This window comes from Bdellovibrio sp. SKB1291214 (assembly GCF_002209355.2).
Classification (GTDB): Bacteria; Bdellovibrionota; Bdellovibrionia; order Bdellovibrionales; family Bdellovibrionaceae; genus Bdellovibrio.
Genome location: NZ_CP106855.1, coordinates 566035 through 584646 on the forward strand (window position 1 = coordinate 566035; position 18612 = coordinate 584646).

19 protein-coding genes are annotated in these 18612 nt (G+C 45.5%); 14 read left to right on the forward strand and 5 right to left on the reverse strand.

The features are described from left to right. The first annotated feature begins 234 nt into the window (after positions 1-234). From B9G69_RS02840 to B9G69_RS02855, 4 genes are all read left to right on the forward strand, one after another. Positions 235-669 (forward strand): Spy/CpxP family protein refolding chaperone, encoded by a 435-nt coding sequence (locus B9G69_RS02840; protein ID WP_088617022.1) that lies wholly within the window; start codon positions 235-237, stop codon positions 667-669. 181 nt (positions 670-850) lie between these two features. Then, a complete protein-coding gene (locus tag B9G69_RS02845; RefSeq protein WP_088617021.1) occupies positions 851-1531 on the forward strand; it encodes a response regulator transcription factor in 681 nt (226 codons plus the stop codon). Then, entirely contained in the window at positions 1528-3111 is a 1584-nt protein-coding gene (locus tag B9G69_RS02850) for a sensor histidine kinase (protein ID WP_088617020.1), read from the forward strand. Before B9G69_RS02845 ends, B9G69_RS02850 begins: the two co-directional genes overlap by 4 nt. Before the next feature lie 125 nt (positions 3112-3236). Beyond that, complete coding sequence (locus tag B9G69_RS02855) at positions 3237-4991, forward strand: hypothetical protein (RefSeq protein ID WP_088617019.1); 1755 nt, start codon at positions 3237-3239, stop codon at positions 4989-4991. A gap of 57 nt (positions 4992-5048) precedes the next feature. On the opposite strand, the gene B9G69_RS02860 is transcribed toward B9G69_RS02855, so the two are convergent. Then, entirely contained in the window at positions 5049-5762 is a 714-nt protein-coding gene (locus B9G69_RS02860; protein WP_088617018.1) for a hypothetical protein, read from the reverse strand. Between the two features lie 285 nt (positions 5763-6047). On the opposite strand from B9G69_RS02860, the gene B9G69_RS02865 reads away from it, so the two are divergent. After that, positions 6048-6356, forward strand: coding sequence for a hypothetical protein (locus B9G69_RS02865; protein ID WP_088617017.1), 309 nt, complete (start codon positions 6048-6050; stop codon positions 6354-6356). Positions 6357-6449: 93 nt separating this feature from the next. Here the strand turns inward: B9G69_RS02865 and B9G69_RS02870 are convergent, their stop codons facing one another. The 3 genes from B9G69_RS02870 to B9G69_RS02880 are packed head-to-tail and all read right to left on the reverse strand — an operon-like array spanning position 6450 to position 9449. Next, a complete protein-coding gene (locus tag B9G69_RS02870) occupies positions 6450-8216 on the reverse strand; it encodes a S8 family serine peptidase (RefSeq protein WP_088617016.1) in 1767 nt (588 codons plus the stop codon). Then, the gene (locus tag B9G69_RS02875; protein WP_088617015.1) at positions 8203-8973 is read right to left on the reverse strand and encodes a hypothetical protein; all 771 of its coding nucleotides are present in this window, start codon (positions 8971-8973) and stop codon (positions 8203-8205) included. The genes B9G69_RS02870 and B9G69_RS02875 overlap by 14 nt, the downstream gene beginning before the upstream one ends. Before the next feature lie 35 nt (positions 8974-9008). After that, on the reverse strand, positions 9009-9449 hold the full coding sequence (locus B9G69_RS02880) for a MarR family winged helix-turn-helix transcriptional regulator (protein WP_088617014.1): 441 nt from the start codon (positions 9447-9449) through the stop codon (positions 9009-9011). 228 nt (positions 9450-9677) lie between these two features. On the opposite strand from B9G69_RS02880, the gene B9G69_RS02885 reads away from it, so the two are divergent. From B9G69_RS02885 to B9G69_RS02895, 3 genes are all read left to right on the forward strand, one after another. Further along, positions 9678-10109, forward strand: coding sequence for a hypothetical protein (locus B9G69_RS02885; RefSeq protein ID WP_088617013.1), 432 nt, complete (start codon positions 9678-9680; stop codon positions 10107-10109). A 197-nt stretch (positions 10110-10306) separates the two neighbouring features. Beyond that, a complete protein-coding gene (locus tag B9G69_RS02890; protein ID WP_088617012.1) occupies positions 10307-10714 on the forward strand; it encodes a hypothetical protein in 408 nt (135 codons plus the stop codon). A 72-nt stretch (positions 10715-10786) separates the two neighbouring features. Beyond that, complete coding sequence (locus B9G69_RS02895) at positions 10787-11332, forward strand: DUF924 family protein (RefSeq protein ID WP_088617011.1); 546 nt, start codon at positions 10787-10789, stop codon at positions 11330-11332. Between the two features lie 7 nt (positions 11333-11339). On the opposite strand, the gene B9G69_RS02900 is transcribed toward B9G69_RS02895, so the two are convergent. Beyond that, positions 11340-12797: a methyl-accepting chemotaxis protein gene (locus B9G69_RS02900; RefSeq protein WP_088617010.1), complete on the reverse strand. Its 1458-nt coding sequence runs from the start codon at positions 12795-12797 to the stop codon at positions 11340-11342. Between the two features lie 144 nt (positions 12798-12941). On the opposite strand from B9G69_RS02900, the gene B9G69_RS02905 reads away from it, so the two are divergent. The 6 genes from B9G69_RS02905 to udk all read left to right on the forward strand — a co-directional run bounded on the left by B9G69_RS02905 (position 12942) and on the right by udk (position 18612). Further along, positions 12942-13271: a DUF1904 domain-containing protein gene (locus B9G69_RS02905; protein WP_088617009.1), complete on the forward strand. Its 330-nt coding sequence runs from the start codon at positions 12942-12944 to the stop codon at positions 13269-13271. 88 nt (positions 13272-13359) lie between these two features. Beyond that, a complete protein-coding gene (gene mmsA, locus B9G69_RS02910; RefSeq protein ID WP_088617008.1) occupies positions 13360-14835 on the forward strand; it encodes a CoA-acylating methylmalonate-semialdehyde dehydrogenase in 1476 nt (491 codons plus the stop codon). After that, the gene (locus B9G69_RS02915) at positions 14835-16097 is read left to right on the forward strand and encodes a GTP cyclohydrolase II (protein WP_088617007.1); all 1263 of its coding nucleotides are present in this window, start codon (positions 14835-14837) and stop codon (positions 16095-16097) included. The genes mmsA and B9G69_RS02915 overlap by 1 nt, the downstream gene beginning before the upstream one ends. After that, entirely contained in the window at positions 16084-17298 is a 1215-nt protein-coding gene (locus tag B9G69_RS02920) for a URC4/urg3 family protein (protein WP_254917058.1), read from the forward strand. Before B9G69_RS02915 ends, B9G69_RS02920 begins: the two co-directional genes overlap by 14 nt. A 48-nt stretch (positions 17299-17346) precedes the next feature. Beyond that, a complete protein-coding gene (upp, locus tag B9G69_RS02925) occupies positions 17347-17979 on the forward strand; it encodes a uracil phosphoribosyltransferase (protein WP_088617005.1) in 633 nt (210 codons plus the stop codon). A gap of 6 nt (positions 17980-17985) precedes the next feature. After that, entirely contained in the window at positions 17986-18612 is a 627-nt protein-coding gene (gene udk / locus B9G69_RS02930; protein ID WP_088617304.1) for a uridine kinase, read from the forward strand.

Here is an 18612-nt window from a genome sequence, read left to right on the forward strand (position 1 = left end):
TACACAAGAAATTGTTGCCTCAAAACCGATTGATCGCAACAACCAGAATATTTTCTGGTCCTTCCGTTCCCCGTAAAAAATGTGAAAAGTATTCGGTGATACTCCACAGATTGTTCACAGACATGTTAACTCGTGTAGCTATTATTCAATTCGACAAAGCTTGCGAGTTCAACTTTTCTTTTTCATTGTTTTTGTTTTGAATCGAGACTCCAACAACAATAGGAGGATTCAAAAGTGAAAAAGTTAACAAAACTTGCCGTAATCGCAGCATTCGTGACTCCAGCATTTGCTCAAGCAAATAGTGAGGCAGAGCTCACAGTTTCTATGGTTGATTCAATCGTCTACGCAAAAGCCGACGCTCCGGACTCTTGCAAACAAGTGAATTTGACCGATGCCCAACAAGTTTCTTTGCGTGATGCGTTCTTTGATTTCAATAGCGCGAAAAAACCACTTAAAAGAGATGTGAAATCTTCTTTGAGAAATATGAAGCGCGTTTTCTCTAGCTCAACATCGACTCGCGAAGATGCAGTCGCATCTCAAACAGATGTGGGTGCCAAAATGACTGCTTTGGGTAAATTGATGGGCGATTTCCAACTGAAAGTGTTCTTTGATATTTTGACTCCCGAACAACGTGATCCAGCTATGCGCTGTTTGGAAGATCTTAAATAGATCGCCGTCGAAAGAAAATTTGATTTCAGGTCAAAGGGTCTCTGGGCACAAGAGGCCCTTTGCATTTTAACGGTGGCTCAGCGTCTTTTTTCGAGACTTTAGCCTAGCTCCATAGTCTCTCCACATTTATGGCCGAAAATGGAACTTAAGGACAGGGATCAATTTTGATACCTTAAAGACTATGGCGACACAAATATTTCTACTTGAAGACGATCCTATCTTGGGCAAAGCAATTCAGATGCAGTTGGAGTTAGAACAATTCCAAGTGTATTGGGCGAAATCATTGGCGGCAGGTCGCGAGATCTTTAAAACGACCCCTGGTATTGATCTCTTCTTGTTAGACGTTAATCTTCCGGATGGCAACGGCTATGAATTTTGTGAATGGCTTCGCAACGAGGGAATTAATACTCCCATCATGTTTTTAACTGCGCGCACTGACGAAGAAAGTGTGGTGCGCGGATTTGAACATGGAGCAAACGACTATATTCGCAAACCATTTGGCCAAAAAGAAATTTTGGCCCGTATCAAAAACCAGTTGAATGATCGTAAACCCACGTTGGATTTACTTCGTTTCGGCGGATTAACTTTGATCAAAAATCAGCAGGTCCTAAAAACCGAAACGGCTCTGGTGACGTTGAATCGTCGCGAATTCGAGATACTGCGTGTGTTTTTTGAAAATCCTGAAACGATTATTTCCCGTGAGAAACTGATTGCGAGCCTTTCCTCGGGAGAGGAGCTTTTTGATCGTACGGTTGATTCTCATATCAGCCATATACGTTCGAAATTAAGCAAGAATGGAATCTTGAATGTGAAGATTAACTCGGTCTATGGCCAAGGATATCGCTTGGAGAAAACGGCATGATCACACGTTCTTTGTTCCGCCGAAATTACTTCATCTTCGTTTCGATCATTATTGTATTTATCTTTATGGCTTTTGGCTCGGCTTGGTTGGTGTCTTATTTGGATCGCCCAACAACCCAAGTGCGTTATATGAAACCCCCGAATTACTTATTCAGAAACTTGTATGAACAATTGGACAGTGATCCATTGGTCGCCTTTCAAAAGTTCCAGGCAAGTAACAGTGCTGATAATTTCATCCGTTTTGAGTTGATTGATAAATCGGGACAAAGCCTCGTCGATGGAAAACCCGTCCTGCCACAACCTTTGACTGAAACTGAAATTCAATCTTTGGCGCAAGATAAAGCGGTTCGTTTCGGAGAAATGGAATTCGGCCCTCCCCGACTCGAAGTTTCTAAAACGAAATTTGCAGGGGTTTACTTCGTTCATAGATTTAGCCCGCAACAATTTGGCGCGGGACCTGGCGGACCCGGAGGCTTACCTCCAGGAATGCCTGGGATGTGTGGCCCCAAACCTTGCGGTGGAGGCGGACCGGGCGGTCCTCCTGGGCAAATGGGTCCTCCTCCTGGCCCTGGCGGTCCCGGTGGACCCGGCGGTCCTCCAAATTTTTGGTCGGTGCGCAGAAATCCTCTCTTCATCATTCTTGGTTTCTTGATTGTTTTCACATTGGTATCTGTGGGTGTTGCTTTGATCTATCAATTCTCCCGCTACCGTGAACGGGCTGAAGAAGCTGTGAGTGTCTTGAATGAACTTCGCCACGGAAATTTGTCAGCACGATTGCCCGCAAAAAAATATGAAGAGCTTGCACCACTGGTTAATGCCTTCAATCAAATGGCCAGCGACGTTGAGAGTATGGTTGAAAGCTTGCGCAAAGCAGACCAAGCCCGCCGTCAATTACTGCAGGATTTAGCACATGACCTGCGCACTCCCCTGGCGTCGCTGCAAACATTTTTGGAGACAATGCAAGTCGGTGAAACACGATTGTCCTCTGAAAAGCGGCAAGAGATTGTTGCGTTGTGCTTTTCTGAAGTCGAATATTTTGGAAAATTGGTTGAGGATTTGTTGTTCTTAGCGCAGATCACAGAACCCAAATACTCTGCTGGTACCGAAGAAATCAATCTTTTGGAGCGCGTTCAAGATCAAGTGACTGTTTTTAAAAACAGATATCCTAATTTGAACTTCAATATCGACTGCACTATCGATGCTTCCAAAGCACAGATTATGGGTTCTTCGAAATTGATTGATCGTCTGTTAAGAAATGCTTTCGAAAATTCGTCCTCATTTGCAAGTACGCAAATCAACGTGAGCATTTCGAATGGTGGCGAAAAGCTTCAGCTCGCAATCACTGACGACGGCCCAGGTTTTTCTGAAAGCGCTTTGAAAGAGTTCGGCCATAAAAAAGCCAGTCGCAGTCTTGTAGATGGTTCGTCAGGCAAACGTATCTCTGTTGGGATCGGCTCTGTGATTATGAGAGAAATCCTCCAACTTCATGGTGGCGAACTTAAAGCAGAAAACGTTATCAAAGATGGCGCGAATCACTCAGTTCTTGGGGGACGTGTCTCATTTTGGTTCCCTAAAACTTAGTCCACAATCATTAAACACTTGCCCGTTACCTTTGAACTATCGCAAAGGCGGGCAAAATGTTTACAAGGCTAAGGTTACTAATCGCAGCACTCACACTCATGGTGCTTCCTACAGCAAGAGCACAAATGATAAACACCTCTCTGATGGGCACGGGCTATTGGGGAGGAAATCAGAACTGCGCTTATCAACAAGCTCCTGCACAGGCTGTCAATACAGAGTCTGACGAAGTTCAAGAAGCCAAGTCTCTGATCAGCGAAATTAAACAAGAGATCGCTGAAAAGAAAAAAGAAAAAAAACAGTTCGACCGAGAAGCCAAGCGCGCCCAATCCGATATTAAAAACAATATCTCTGAAGACTATGCAGACTTTATGATGGCACACATGGACAGCTCCCGCCGCTGTGCCGAGTACATAGCCTTTAACAAAGCTGACGATGGTGAATCTCTTGGTAGCGATAGCGATGATGACTCATTTGAAATCGCCGACAATGAAAGCGACTCCGACACCATGGCTTCCAAAAAACAAAGGCCCAACAGCAATCTCAAACCGCCAGCAGGTATGCAACCACCGGAAGGCATGGAGGCACCTCCTGACTTCACAGCCAGTGGTGAAAGACCACAACACCGTACAAACAAATCGACTCGTTCCGTCGGTAAAGGTGCTAATTCCAATATGTTGAACATCCAAGCGTTCTCTTTGCAGGAATGGCAAAGTGTCTGTGATGCCAGCCGTAATGGCGCGGTGTTTGGTGCAGTTTGCGATAACCCTAAATTCCGTGCGAATAGTTCTCGTACAAATGCTGCGACTTGCAAACAAGCAATCGGGACTTACCGAACAAACGCCCAAAAATCTGCGAAGATTCAAGGTGATATTGAAGACCTGAATCGTCAGCTGGAGCGTGCCCAAGACGACTTGAAAGACGCTCGCGAAGATTCAACGAATGTCGAAGGTTCCGTTTGTATTGAATGTATGGCTAAGAACAACCAGTACAATTATCAACAGCAATCACAATCCAATACCGCCAACTTGGTTGCGAACGTGGCACTGGGTGCCGCTTCGATGTACGCGGGTTACAAAACCAATCAAGCAATCTCGGATAACAATGCGAACTTAGGTTACCCGACTCAGACGCCGTCCACGCTAAGTTATGGTTACCCGTACATTGCGCAAGGTCTTTACGGTGCTATGACCAGTGGCTCTGGCCAAGGTGGTTTCGGTTGTGGCAACTCAATGATGAATAATATAGGTGGCATGACCGGGATGAATGGTATGTACGGAATGACAGGCTCCATGGGCAGCAATGTATTTGGATACCCATCGAGCATGATGGGCAATGGAATGTCTGGCATGAGCGGTGGGATCTATATGGGCTCGGGTTCACCCTATGGCATGAGCGGAATGAATTCGATGTACGGTATGAACGGCATGAGTTCCATGAATCCCTACTCGATGTATGGCATGACAGGAATGTCTGGGATGAATGGTCTTAACACAATGTATGGGTCTAACGCCTATGGCATGAACTCTCAATATGCTTCAATGATGGCCATGCAACAGCAAATCGCTCAAATGAACTATCAAATGAGCGCGATGAATTCCTTATCAGGTATGTACGGCTCCAATGGTTACTCATACATTTCGCCGACGGGTCTAAACACAACGACAACTCTTCCTGGTGGAGTGATCACCGGAAGCAGCAATGGGTACTCGATGCCTTCCGGCTATCTAAATACGTCGTTGAATGGATACGGCTATGGCAATACGTATATCGCGCCTTACAACACGGCCTCAAGTTCAACAACAGTCCCCGGCGTAGTGCCTATATACAATGGCTCAACAAGCTCGACGACCAGCGGTGTGATCACTGGAACAGGCCGCTAAAAAGCAAGAAAGCCCTCGAAGATCGAGGGCTTTTTTTATTTTATTGTAAAATCGAACTTAGAAAGCTTGCGTACGAGCCACACCGCAACGGTTGTAAGCTGTCACCGAGAACGAAGCTGATGTCCAGTTACTTGGCCATGACGAAGGCGACAAGCAGTTGTAGTTAACGCCACCGATGCTGCAACTCATATTGCCCACACCCGCACCATTATCAAAGATATAAAGCGCGCTTGATGAAGCAGACGCTTTATTCAGAGTGAAAGTCGGAGCAGATGCTTGCTTTAAGTTGCAAACTTCAGTGACATAGTCTGAAGAATAAGGATTGCTAACAGCCGGGCGCAAACTGATTTTGATACCATTCCCGTCCAAGTACGTTTTTGTATTGTAGTTATATAGGTAAATGCGCAAGTCTTTTTGCGCAGACAAGTCCGAACGAACTTGCAAAGACACATAAAAGTAAGAACCGCTTTGCGTGATGTAACCCACATAAGCTGCTGTCACTGTCGTATCATACAACACCCAGTAATAGCTTGAAAGGTCACTCACGTTAGTGGGCTTTGCAATTTTCAAAGTGATATTCTGGCCAGCCGCCAAGACAACGGGGCTGTTATTCGACGGATAGTAAATGTCGCCTGTATAACCGTCAGCAGCCACTGTCGTAGACGCATCTTCGGCATTTCCTGACGAACAGTTTTGAAAGCTCACTGTCACTAGCAGCAAAGCTACGACCGTTCCGCATCCAATCAAAACCTTCTTAATAGATGACTTCATAATCATTCCCCTTGTACCGCACTTACTCCATCGGCTAATTTTGGGAATTTCCTTACAAAAAAGAGATTATTCTTGAAACATTTCAGCAACTAACACCGTTATTTCATGAGAGGCACTTAAGAAGCGTCTCGAAATGAGATCGTTTGCTCGACCAATTATAAAAAAACTTCGCCTCCATGGTCCTTCAACATTCCCCGCCTAGCATGAACTCATGGGGCCCGAGTTGAGGGACTCGATCAGCCCCCAAATTTTACTAGCTGTTAAAGCTTGATAAGGGAGTTCAAAATGAAAATTTCAAAAACATTGTTGATGACCGCGATATCTGTTGTTTCTTTTCACACGGCTTCAATCGCATTTGCCCAGCAGCAAGGCGGGCCGAGTGAAGCACAGCGCGCAGCTTTCAAAGAATGCGCAGACTCTGTGGGAATGGTAAGACCTGAAAAAGGCCAGCGTCCTACAGCACCTACCGAAGAACAAAAAACAGCATTGGACGCTTGTTTAAAAGAAAAAGGATTTGAGCCACCAACTCACTTCGGTCGCCCAGGTGGCCCTGGTGGTGAAAGACCTCCACAAGCCTCTGGAGGTGCCCAATAAGATAAGAGAACGTGAGCGAGTACAAATCACTTAAGTATCTTCCTAGCTTCCAAAGCCCCAGCCCGAAAAGTTGGGGCTTTTTAGTTTTGGAAACTATTGGGCTGCGCCCGTAAATTGAATTTCCCATTTGGTAAGACTGCCAGAAGTACCATCACCGACTCCATCGATAACTTTCAACGTCCAAAGGCCTGCACTACTCTCTTGATAGAAGGCATTCGACGCAAAAACATTGTCGGAATAGTTCGCGAGATTGGTCAGCGAGTTACGCATGTTAACTAAAATACTACGCATACCGGATGGAGATGTTAATTCCAAAGCCAATTGCGAAACATCGGAGTGTGTAACACTGACTTTAATTCTAACGCTTTCAATTTTTACAGAGGAGGCTGTCCCACCCGAAATACTAATTTGGGAAATTGCCGCGCCACCCAGGCTTCCATCACCGATTGATACGTTGAGCGTACCGGAACTAACATAGTTTGGTTCAGTAAATGTTCCAAGCATACTGGTGTAGCTTTTTGCCATGGCAACGGCAGCGTCAACATCGACCTTACCAAAACCATACCAGTTGTGAAATTTAAAACCTGCACTGTTCGTTTTCCATGGAAGCTCCCATGAATATCCTGCCGGAACTGACAGACCTAGGGGATGAGGGATCGTGCCCGTCGTCACGTAGTCCATTGGAACTGCGGTTTTTGCTAAGATATACTTCACGTCTCGCCATGTAAGACTGGGATTCGCTTCAAGCATTAAAGCCACAGCTCCAGATATTGTCGGAGCCGCAGAAGACGTTCCATTAAAAGTCGCCGTATAATTACATTTCGAATTGGGAGCGGAGCCTCTTTCAAATGGCGTATAAGCGGAGGCTGACGACTTTGCCCAGCCATTTGTGCAGCCCATACGATCCGTAGTTAACATAGCGGGCTCAGCATATCCATACATTCCGCCAAATCCTGAAATCCAAATATTCGCTCCAGGCGAAGAATATTGGGCGGCGATCCCGTTTGCATCCAGAGCTGCCACAATAATCTGATAAGGGTTAATATTGTCACCGTCGAAGTTCGAGTTACCAATACAGCCCTCTGGATCAGCATTTGTATAATCCAGATCGATCCCTGGGATAAAACAGTACGTATAATAATCATTTCCAGCAGCTTTGACTAAAACTGCCCCTTTACCGTTTCGATAAGATGTTACCGCCGTTTTAAGTTGAGCCTCATATGCCGATGTCGGTGGCGAGAGTTCAAACTGGCCATAACCCCAACTCATATTCAAAATATCGAAATCCGTGCCCGTGGCTTGATTTAAAATAACTGTCAAATCTTGAGATGTCATAGACGACAAAAGATTTGCTACAGCCAGCGTTGCTTTAGGCGCAACACCTCGAGAACCTACTCCATTGCCTCCCACGGCAGCAATAATACCAGCCACAGAAGTTCCATGATTATCGCTACTAGAATGTGGCGGTGCAGTTGTTGTCAAATAGGAGTTATTGGAATCTCCAGAAACGTAATCACGCGAACGCGTCGATGATGTCGGAAAATTGCCCGTTAGGTCTTCGTGTGTATTCTCCAGCCCGTCGTCAGACACTCGGATTTTGATACCATTTCCTAAAATTCCAGATGACCAAGTGGCACGAAGGTTCAGATCAACCCCAGATGTGCCCCCCGCTCTAGAGATACCCTTCTGACCGCAATTCGCTAGATACCAGGAATAGTTAAATAGCGGATCCCCTCCATCATTAAAGCAAGAATCCGCCAATTCAAAACCGCTGCCATTACAGTTCGCTAGCGTCAGAGAAAGCATGACTGCAGTCAACAAAAGTCCCGAACCTGTTAAAAAATCTTTAGTTTTTAACATAGTTTCTACTCACGATTTCTAACTCCGCTTTTTGCACACGCGGATCATGCTGAAGTGCTGAAACAAAATGATTTAAGTCATATGATGCTTGAGAAGACGACACGATATAAAGTTTAAGGTGCGAAAACTCACCACGAACTTGAAGACTGTATTCAGATTGAAGGTTTTTGAAAGCAGCCAAGCTATCAACTGTCAGCAAAACAGTTCCAGGGACCACACCAAATTTTCCTGTTCGCTCATCGAAAACAACCAACGGCTTTTTACTCTGAAAATTTCTTTCATCTCCACTCATGCTATCGTCTTTCACGATATAGTAACCAGAGTATTGGCCAACTACGACCTCCCCAGCTTGTTTAGAAAAATCGCGGGCTGGAATTGCACGGACGCCTGCCCAAACTTTCCAAGATGTCGATGAAAATAAATGATTCTCACGCAAAGTCATAGCGAAGCGTGAATCAACCGATAATGGTTTTTCAGACATTGGTTTTTGTCCACGTCGCTTTACACGCAAGTGCATCTGTTGAGGAGCTTCCGCAACAGATGCAGGAGAAACCGAAGAAAAAGATGATGATAATGCTAGCGATTCTTGTTGAATCTTTTTGTTTATTTTTTCGGGAGGTGGCATTTCTGCCATACCCGATGAATCCGGAATACTCGAAGAGGAGAGCGCGAAGGAGTTTAAACCCTTGCGCTGTCCTTCCCAGAAAAGGAAGACCGCTAATAATGCTAAACCAATGATGATAAGGCCCTTTTTCATAGAGGACTTATCGGCACTTTTCTCGGATTACACGACTAAATATTCTTACCCATGACCCCGACCAATTGGCTCATTCGGGTCATAAGATTGCCTAAATTTCGTCTTTCATCACTATTAAACTGCGACCACAGGCGGCTGATGTTTTCGTTATAAACTGGCAGGACTTTTTTCATAAGTTCCAGACCTGTTTCAGATAAAACAATGCGGTAGGAACGACTGTCACCCACATTTTGTTGGGGTTGAATCCAGCCCGCTTGCTTTAAATTTGAAATAATCGCAGAGATTGTCGCATTTGTTACCCCTACTGCCTTGGCAGTCTCGGTTGGAGTCATCCCTTCTGGACTATTATATAGAAGGTTCAAGATCACAAAACGTGTCGTGGTTAATTTGTACTCTTGAAAGAACTCTTCCAGTGCTGTTTCAAAATCGATCGTTAGTTTACTGAACAATAAGTGTAACTGCATTTCCTCAGACATAACTTCTCCCTGATTCGGTTTGCTAATAAAACTTTATGCGGGAAATGTTGCAAAAATATGGAATTGGCCACAGCTGACGACTGTCTAACATTTTTCGTCTTTTTGATTCACTGCCCCAAGGTGAGACGTTTTAAACGATTTTAGCCCAGATGGTGCTGTTCCAACCGTGGCACGAACCTTGAGTAGTACCTAAGTGAGACGTGAATTTAATAACAAAAGAGGGATTATATGAACACGAAATACTTACTAACGATTCTATTGGCCGGCTTGACACTTTTCTTAGCAAATTGCTCTAAGAGCAATAGCAGTGGTTCTTCCACAACAGCTGGCTCATGCAGTGCAGGCTACGTATATACAACACAATACGGTTGCTTGCCGACTGCCTACTGTACTCAAAATGGTTTAAGCGCCGACTATGGTTATAACCAATCTACAAATCAATGTATCCAAGGTACTTATTCTTATGGCAATACGACGTCAGGTTCCCCAACATGTAACGGTATGACTGGTTATGTATCTGTAAACGGTACTTGCTTACCAGAAGCTGGTTGCACTCAATACCGCGGTCAAAACGGAGTGGCGTTCTACGGTTACAAAGTAAGCACAACAGGCCAATGGGCATGTTATCCACAAGGTTACACTGGTCAGTGGTATAACTAAGACTCCTGCTGACACAAACAACGTCAGCGGGTTCCCCTCAAACCCAAAAACTTTGGGCCGACTCCTTACCGAGTCGGCCGTGTCCGTTAAAGACTTTCAAATGACAACCTTTCCTATCTGAAATTTGCCCTGAATCTTACAAGCTCTCTATACTCCGATCTCATCTTAAAAAATCTTACGAGATTCCGGAGTGTCCCATGCAACGCTTATTTAAAGTTATCTTTACTGTTCTGTCTTTTTCTTGTGCTGCCCAAGCAATGGAAATCAACATCTTGCAACCCAATTATCGCTGCCAATCCAAAGAGTTCATTCCCGACAACAACATGCAAGTCACAGTTCTCCAAGACCGAGTTTCTGGAATGAATCATATTGAAATTGCACAATCTTGGATCGGTGGAATTCGCACCGCTTATTTTGAAGTTTCTGAACGTGTTGAAAAAAACGGCAATAATCAACCTGTTATTTTTGAAGGCTCTGGGATCAAACTTTCCATCGATCAGATTACTGCCACAATTGCCCAACATCCTCTTCAAGCTGTCCTAGTAATTCCAGTTGGTGAGGGAGAAATTAGAACAGAGCCACTTATTTGTGAATCGCTGCTGTAATTGGATTTGCGCATTGCTGATTTTGATCAACAACATACTGTCAAAACCGTATTTATGCGCTAGCATCCAGGAATGGAAATTACAGCTGAACACATTCTAAAATTTTGGTTTGATGAAACAGAACCCCGTCTGTGGTTCGCAAAAGAAGACGAATTCGATCAGTTGATCCGTTCCCGTTTTTTTGAAATACACCATAAGGCAGAAAACTGTGAGCTGTTCCGCTGGAGAGCGACTCCGCAAGGACGTTTGGCCGAAATCATTATCTTGGATCAGTTCTCACGCAATATGTTTAGAAATACTCCTGAGGCCTTTAAAAATGACAAACTAGCATTGTCTCTTGCGCAAGCTGCCGTGGCCTCCGGCGATGACCAAAAACTTCCCGTACAGGAGCGCGCGTTTTTGTATATGCCTTATATGCACAGTGAATCAGAAGTCATTCACACCGAAGCCGTCCATTTGTTTTCTCAACCGGGCCTAGAAAACAATCTGGAATTCGAGTTGGAACATAAAGGATTGATCGATCGCTTTGGACGATATCCCTACCGCAATGAAATCTTGGGCAGGGATTCGACTCGTGAAGAATTGGAATTCTTAAAAATGCCGGGCTCTAGCTTTTAATAAAAACTTAAGCTGCTTTCTTACCAACGACCTCGACCGCAATATTATTTACCATCGATTCGAGGTTGTTTGCCTGGGCTGACATCTCTTCTGAGGTTGCCGCTGTTTCTTCAGCTGCAGCTGAAAAGGCTTGGGTTTGGCGTTCCAAAGTTTCCATTGATTTGTAAATCGACTGAATACCTTCCGTCTGGTCGCGAGTTGTTGCAGCAATTTCTTGATTCAGGACATTCACCTTTTTGACGGAGGAAACAATGGTTGCCAAAACCTTGTCACTCTTAGCTGCCAAGTCCAGGGAAACCTTCGTTTGATTGACATTATTTGTGACAACCGTTTTTACTTCTTTGGCGGCTTCCGCTGATTTCAAAGAAAGACTGCGAACGGCATCGGCGACGACTGCGAAGCCTCGCCCCTGTTCTCCCGCTCTGGCAGCTTCAACGGCCGCATTTAATGCCAAGAGATTTGTTTGAAAAGCGATGTCATCAATAATATCCATGGCAGAGGTGATATCCTGAGAAATCTTAGCCATCACATTGATGGATTCCATCAGTCGACGTATCTCATCAGCACCCGTTGCGGCGCCCTCTTCGGAACTTTGTGCGAGCCCTGCAGCTTGATTGGCGCGTTCTTGATTCGCTTCAACGACTTCACTTAAACTCCGTACCGCCCCTAGTGTGTCTTCAATCTTAGCCGCCGATTCCACCGAACCTTGGGCAACATTTTGCCCGGCACTCGAAAGCATATTCGAAGCTTCCTTGACCTGTTTACTGGCATCACTTGTATCGATCACAGTTCTTGAAAGGAAGTTCATTAGTTTATTCGAGAACACCGCGAAGACTGCGAAGGCTAACACCGAGGCAATTCCAAACCCAATCATAACTTTCGTACGAACAGTGCTAACGAGTTTTTCCACGTCGTCGACGTAGACACCTGTACCAACAACCCACTGCCAACCTTTGAACTGTCTTACGAAACTTATTTTAGGTTCAGGATTTGGTGAGCCTGGTTTAGGCCACATATAACTTACGTACCCCTCCCCCGCTTCCGATTTACCAGTCTTAGCGAACTCTACGAACAGGTGAACCCCGTTGGGATCGGTCGTTCCGCTAGCGTCTTTGCCATTGAGTTCAGGCTTGATGGGATGCATGAGCACCACAGCATTTAAGTCATTCACCCAAAAGTATTCTTTGCCTGCGTAACGGAAACGCGCCAAGGCTTCCAGCGCGTGTTTTTTCGCTTCAGCCTCAGTCATTCTATTTTCTTTGAATTCTTTGTGATAGTATTCAATTGTGTTCGAAGCTAAATCGACGGTATTACGAAGCATGACCTTACGGTCTTCATACATATTGTCACGCACAAGTGGCATTAGATAAAATAGAACGATAGCCCAAAGCGGAATGATGGCAGCAATCAATAAAGACAATGTCTTGTATCTATAACTGCGACCCGTCCAAACACGTACATTCATGAGTCCCCCAGTTGGTAGCTCGAACTTATTCGGATGTTTCCCCCTAGGGCTGAAGATAACTCACGCTATCTCGAGATCAGCACACTTTCTTGTCCCACTTTAGAGCAGTCTCTAGTAAGATATTGCTTTTGAAAGGAAAATAAAATGCCTCATTTAAGATTCCGCGGATTGAAAGAAGACCAAGTTGCAAGCCTGAGCCAAACTTTGGTGAAAGATTTGGCCGCTGCGATTGAGACTGGAGAAGATAACTTTTCATTTGAACTTATTGGTTCGCATTATTTTTCAAAAGGTCAACCCGGCGGAGCATATCCGTTCGTGGAAGTTTTGTGGTTCAAACGCTCTCAAGAAATTCAGGATAAAAGTGCTTTGATCATTACAGAGCAGGTAAAAAAACTTTGTCCTCAAGATGACGTCGCCGTGATTTTTGTGCCGCTTGAGAAAAATGCTTACTACGAAAACGGATCTCATTTCTAATTGCTCATGAATCTTTCTTAATTTGATCAATCTTACCGCTTATCAATAAAGTTTGGTTTTTAAAACTTAGGTAATAAAGGCCAAACGTATGAGCGTTAAGATTCCGGTTCAGCCGATTCCGGTTTTGAATTTCATTTCTGGGAAATTCAAAGCTGGTGGCGGCAATAAACAACAAGTTTACTCCCCTCACAACGGCGCTTTGATTGGCGAGATTCATTTCTCGACGTCAGCAGATGTGAATCACGCCGTTCAAACTGCGAAAGCCGCACAAAAATCTTGGGCTGCAACTCCCATCAAAGAACGCAGTAAGATTTTATTCCAGCTGCGACAAATCCTGATGCGTGATCTGGATGAAATTGCCCATCTGAAAAGCTCGGAATCTGGCAAAACATTTCAAGAAGGAAAAGCTGGGCTTTTGAAAGGAATCGAGGTGCTCGAATTCGCAACAGCTCTGCAAAATTTAGATGTCGGTGGAAAATTGGAAGTTTCCCGCGGCGTTTTCTGCGAATACCGTCGCCAAGCATTAGGGGTCGTTGCAAGCATCACACCCTTTAATTTTCCTGCGATGGTACCTTTCTGGACAATCCCCACAGCGCTTGCCTTAGGGAATGCATATATTTGGAAGCCGTCGGAGAAAACTCCGCTCACTTCACTTAAAATCGCTGAAGCCATTCATGAAGCAGGAATTCCAGCGGGGGTCTTCCAAATCTTGCAAGGCGATTCTGAAACATCACAGTCCTTGATTGATCATCCAGATGTCAGTGCGATCGCATTTGTGGGCTCAACTCCTGTGGCGCGTAAGGTTTATCAACGTGGAGCAAACCTCGGGAAACGTGTTCTGGCTTTGGGTGGCGCAAAAAATCATATTGTTCTTTTACCGGATGCCCAACCTGACATCGCAGGCCCCGGAATTTCTGATTCCTTCACGGGATGTGCGGGACAGCGCTGTATGGCTGCAGCGGTATTATTGGCGGTCGGTGACGTTGAGACTCACGTTCAAAAAATAGTTGAGCGGGCGCGCTCGATGGAACTTGGTAAAGATATGGGTGCCATCATCACGAAATCCCAAGTTGAATTCCTGCACCAGCAAATTGAGAAAGCTGTTCAGGAAGGTTCTAAAATTCTTTTGGACGGTCGAAAAGCAAAAGCCCCAGCCGGCCTTGAAGGTGGGAACTGGATTGGTCCCACTATTTTGGATCATGTTCGTGCCGATCAAGACGTAGCTAAACTTGAATTATTTGGTCCGGTATTATGCATCGTTCGCTGCAAGGATATATCTGAAGCCATGAGCATCGAAAACTCATCGCCAATGGGTAACGCCTGCTCCGTGTTTACCTCTTCTGGGGCCTTGGCTGAAAAAGTTATTTCAATGGCTTCAACAGGAATGGTTGGCGTCAATGTGGGCGTGCCTGTGCCTCGAGAACCGTTTTCTTTCGGCGGCATTCGCGAATCCAAATTCGGTCACGGAGATATCACTGGCACCTCGTCGTTAGATTTTTGGTCAAACTTAAAAAAGGTCACCGTCAAATGGGACCAACAACAAGACAACAATTGGATGTCATAATGATGGACTTTAGAAGATCACCGCACGTCGTACTTACTTCTCACTCAAGTCATGTCTTCAGGGAAAGCCTTCCAATTCATTGGGGCGCCAAAAGCCCGATGGAACGTGGGCCTGTCATCGGTTCTTTGACGGATACGAAAAAAAGAAATGCCATTGGCACACACAGTGGCAGCTACACAGTCTATCGTGCTTTATCCATCTCTCAAGGGCGATACTCCACATCTCACCGTCCTGATCTGCACAACACGGAAAGCCCGGTGAAATTCGGTCCATTTCCGTCGTGGTGTGACCCTGACAAAATCGTTTCATTGGACCCGTGGGGCTTTGATGTTCCCCAACATTTCAAAGAAGCTTATGAATGTGGGTACGACGTGAGACCCACAATTGCAGTGACTCAGGCGCGCTTGCAAATCCCGGAAATTCAAGAAGCCCTGGAAAGGGGCCGTCTAAAAATTGACGGAAAGATCATCACTGAAAATAGAGACATTAAGGTCACCAAGATCGCCATTGAACCGGTTTGGTATTTACCCGGAATTGCAAAACGCCTTGGCGTTGAAGAAGGCGACCTTCGTAAAATTCTGTTTCAAGAAACCGGTGGAATGTTCCCAGAGCTTGTCACTCGCCCCGACTTAAAGGTGATGTTACCCCCTATCGGCTCAACCACAGTTTACGTTTTTGGTGATGTCAAAGATCTGGCGAATTCCGAAATTGAACTCACCTGCCGAGTACATGATGAATGCAATGGCTCTGACGTGTTCGGCTCTGACATCTGCACATGCCGTCCCTATTTGATTTACGGTATTGAAGATGCCGCTAGAACTGCTCAGCGAGGTGGCGTTGGCATCATCGCCTACTATCGTAAAGAAGGCCGTGCCTTGGGCGAAGTAACAAAATTCTTGGTGTACAATGCACGGAAACGCCAAATCGGTGGCGATTCTGCCGCGACTTATTTCCATCGGACAGAATGTGTGGCTGGCGTTGAAGACGCCCGTTTCCAGGAACTGATGCCCGATATTTTAAATTTCTTTGGGATTACTAAAATCCACAATCTGCATTCCATGAGTAACATGAAATACGATGCCATTGTTAAAAGCGGTATCACTGTGGTGAATCGTATTTCGATTCCCGATTACTTGATCCCTGCAGATGCTCAGGTGGAAATGGAAGCCAAAAAGGCTGCCGGCTATTTCAATACCGGCGCACAAAAATCCATGAACGAACTTGCGATGGTCCAAGGCCGAGGTATTGATGAGCAATATTAGCTATCAACTTGCTGACGTTGATTTTCTGCTTTCTCCGCAAGCGGTACGCCACTGCGCCGAAAAGATTTTAGAATTAACAGTTCAAGATCAAACTCACTTTCGCTATCACCCCGAAAAACTTTCGGGCGTGGTTGATTTCGTCTTGCAAGTCATCCGCGAAAATTATCCGGAACTAGACATCCCTTTTCACTCCCGCTGGGGACATTTTCGCGCCGGAGGAGTCGATCGCACTGTTTGGTTGAAAAAAAGAATCCAGCACTTGGATCCTTTGGAGCAAGCACGTATCAAGCTGGATCTTGTGATCCCGTCGGTATTACTTGACGCCGGAGCAGGAAATATTTGGTCCTTTAAAGAGGAAAGTACTGGAAAAATCTATCAACGCTCTGAAGGTTTAGGGGTCGCAAGCTTTTATCTTTTCATCATAGGTTACCTTTCAGATGACCTAGATGAACCACTTCAGGCTACAGACCTAGGGTTGCAGACCCTCAGCCGTGAAGCGTTATGCAAAATATTTCAAGTCAACGACCGCAATCCTTTAGTGGGTGTTGAAGGACGTTTGCAGTTGATCCAAAACCTAGGGCGCACCGTCGCCGATAAAAAAGACATTTTCCCTCTGGGAAGACCAGGGAGCATGGTCGATTACTTGCGTGCTCGCTATGGCATGAAGATCACAGGTCCTCAGCTATTAAGGGCGGTGCTGGATGGATTAGGCGATATCTGGCCAGGTCGTCTGCAAGTTGATGGAGTGAACTTAGGAGACACTTGGCAATATGACAAGATCCCCGGAGGGCTAGCTTGTTTTCATAAACTTTCCCAGTGGATGACGTATTCCCTGATGGAACCCCTGATCGAAGCGGGTTTTGAATTGACGGATGTGGATCAACTGACAGGCCTTGCCGAGTATCGCAATGGCGGATTGCTATTAGACCGCGGATTGATTTCTTTGAAAGATCCAAAGATGGCTGAAAAGGTGCATACACCCGATTCCGAAATCATCGTCGAATGGCGTGGACTGACTGTAAGCTTGTTAGATCGAATCGGTCAGGCCGTCCAGAGAGAACTTCGAAAAAATCCATCGGAGTTTCCGCTCGCCAAAGTGCTTGAGGGCGGAACATGGTGGGCCGGTCGTAAAGCCGCTAAATTTATTCGCCCCGATGGCTCCCCTCCTTTAAAAATTCAAAGTGACGGAACCGTTTTTTAAAAATACGCCAACAACGTCGAAGCGCCAGAAAGCCGATTGAGGTTCAATATGCAGCAACGAACAAAAATTATAAATCATCCCCTTCTTAGACATAAATTAGGTTACCTTCGCGACCGCAATACCTACTCTCACGATTTCCGCGAACTGGTGAAAGAGGTCACAAAGATTCTGGTTTACGAAGCCATGAAGGATTGGTCTCATATGGAAAAAGTTTCCATCGACACCCCGATCGCAACGGCCACCGCGTATCGTATTAGCAATCCTCCCATCGTAGTATCTATCATGAGAGCTGGGAATGGGATGCTGGATGCCGCTTTAACGATGCTTCCTTTCGCCAGTACCGGTTTTATTGGCATTTACCGCGATAAATTCATTAACAACACGGTGGAATATTACTTTAAAATGCCTCAGGACGTTTTAGGCAAAGAGGTGCTCTTATGCGATCCCTTGATTGCGACAGCAGATACCATTATTGCTGCTATTGACCGCCTTAAAAATTATGGAGTCGGCCGTATAAAAGTTTTATCCATTTTGGCAAGCGAACACGGGCTTAATAAAATCCATCATTTTCACCCTGACGTAGAAGTGTTGACTCTGGATGTGGAAACAGAGATGAATGAGGCCGGCTATCTGGTTCCTGGGCTTGGCGATGCTGGGGACAGACTCTTTCAAACCAAGTAGGTGTTCATGAATTCACAACGACCTCACATCATCGGCGTGGCCGGCGGCAGTGGCTCGGGAAAAACTTTTTTTGCCCGTGAACTTCAAAGCCTTTTAGGCAAAGAACACTGCTCGATTCTGTATCAAGATAATTACTATCATGATCAGTCAGCCCGCTTTGATGGAGATGGCGGTTCCGTGAATTTTGATCACCCCGAAAGCCTAGATTTTTCCTTATTGGCTGAAGGACTGCGCATTTTAAAAGAGGGAAAAACCCTCTCTGTTCCCCTTTATGATTTCAAGACTCACACTCGTCTGCCCGATACAGAAAGCAAAGCCCCGACTCGAATCGTTTTGGTAGACGGGATTTTGATTCTGCATTCCCCCGAGGTTCGTGCAGAGTTGGACGAGGCCATTTACTTTGATACGCCTGAATTCATCCGCTTTGAGCGTCGCTTACAACGTGATGTGCAAGAACGCGGACGCACTCCAGAGGGCGTAAGAAAACAATTTGAACTGCAAGTCCGTCCCATGCACAATATGTTTGTGGAACCATCTAAAGAGCACGCTCACAGAATCATCAAAGATCACGAGGATTATCATCGCGCGCTCGCACAAGTCCGTCTGCACCTAGCAACTAAATTCAACATCTGA

Bases quoted from the DNA above. Each gene is read 5' to 3' on its own strand.
- B9G69_RS02900 (WP_088617010.1), bottom strand. From the start codon at position 12,797: ATGAATGTACGTGTTTGGACGGGTCGCAGTTATAGATACAAGACATTG.
- B9G69_RS02890 (WP_088617012.1), top strand. From the start codon at position 10,307: ATGCAACGCTTATTTAAAGTTATCTTTACTGTTCTGTCTTTTTCTTGT.
- B9G69_RS02885 (WP_088617013.1), top strand. From the start codon at position 9,678: ATGAACACGAAATACTTACTAACGATTCTATTGGCCGGCTTGACACTT.
- B9G69_RS02860 (WP_088617018.1), bottom strand. From the start codon at position 5,762: ATGAAGTCATCTATTAAGAAGGTTTTGATTGGATGCGGAACGGTCGTA.
- B9G69_RS02920 (WP_254917058.1), top strand. From the start codon at position 16,084: ATGAGCAATATTAGCTATCAACTTGCTGACGTTGATTTTCTGCTTTCT.
- mmsA (WP_088617008.1), top strand. From the start codon at position 13,360: ATGAGCGTTAAGATTCCGGTTCAGCCGATTCCGGTTTTGAATTTCATT.
- B9G69_RS02845 (WP_088617021.1), top strand. From the start codon at position 851: ATGGCGACACAAATATTTCTACTTGAAGACGATCCTATCTTGGGCAAA.
- B9G69_RS02905 (WP_088617009.1), top strand. From the start codon at position 12,942: ATGCCTCATTTAAGATTCCGCGGATTGAAAGAAGACCAAGTTGCAAGC.
- B9G69_RS02870 (WP_088617016.1), bottom strand. From the start codon at position 8,216: ATGTTAAAAACTAAAGATTTTTTAACAGGTTCGGGACTTTTGTTGACT.
- B9G69_RS02855 (WP_088617019.1), top strand. From the start codon at position 3,237: ATGATAAACACCTCTCTGATGGGCACGGGCTATTGGGGAGGAAATCAG.
- B9G69_RS02865 (WP_088617017.1), top strand. From the start codon at position 6,048: ATGAAAATTTCAAAAACATTGTTGATGACCGCGATATCTGTTGTTTCT.
- upp (WP_088617005.1), top strand. From the start codon at position 17,347: ATGCAGCAACGAACAAAAATTATAAATCATCCCCTTCTTAGACATAAA.
- B9G69_RS02850 (WP_088617020.1), top strand. From the start codon at position 1,528: ATGATCACACGTTCTTTGTTCCGCCGAAATTACTTCATCTTCGTTTCG.
- B9G69_RS02915 (WP_088617007.1), top strand. From the start codon at position 14,835: ATGATGGACTTTAGAAGATCACCGCACGTCGTACTTACTTCTCACTCA.
- B9G69_RS02895 (WP_088617011.1), top strand. From the start codon at position 10,787: ATGGAAATTACAGCTGAACACATTCTAAAATTTTGGTTTGATGAAACA.
- udk (WP_088617304.1), top strand. From the start codon at position 17,986: ATGAATTCACAACGACCTCACATCATCGGCGTGGCCGGCGGCAGTGGC.
- B9G69_RS02880 (WP_088617014.1), bottom strand. From the start codon at position 9,449: ATGTCTGAGGAAATGCAGTTACACTTATTGTTCAGTAAACTAACGATC.
- B9G69_RS02875 (WP_088617015.1), bottom strand. From the start codon at position 8,973: ATGAAAAAGGGCCTTATCATCATTGGTTTAGCATTATTAGCGGTCTTC.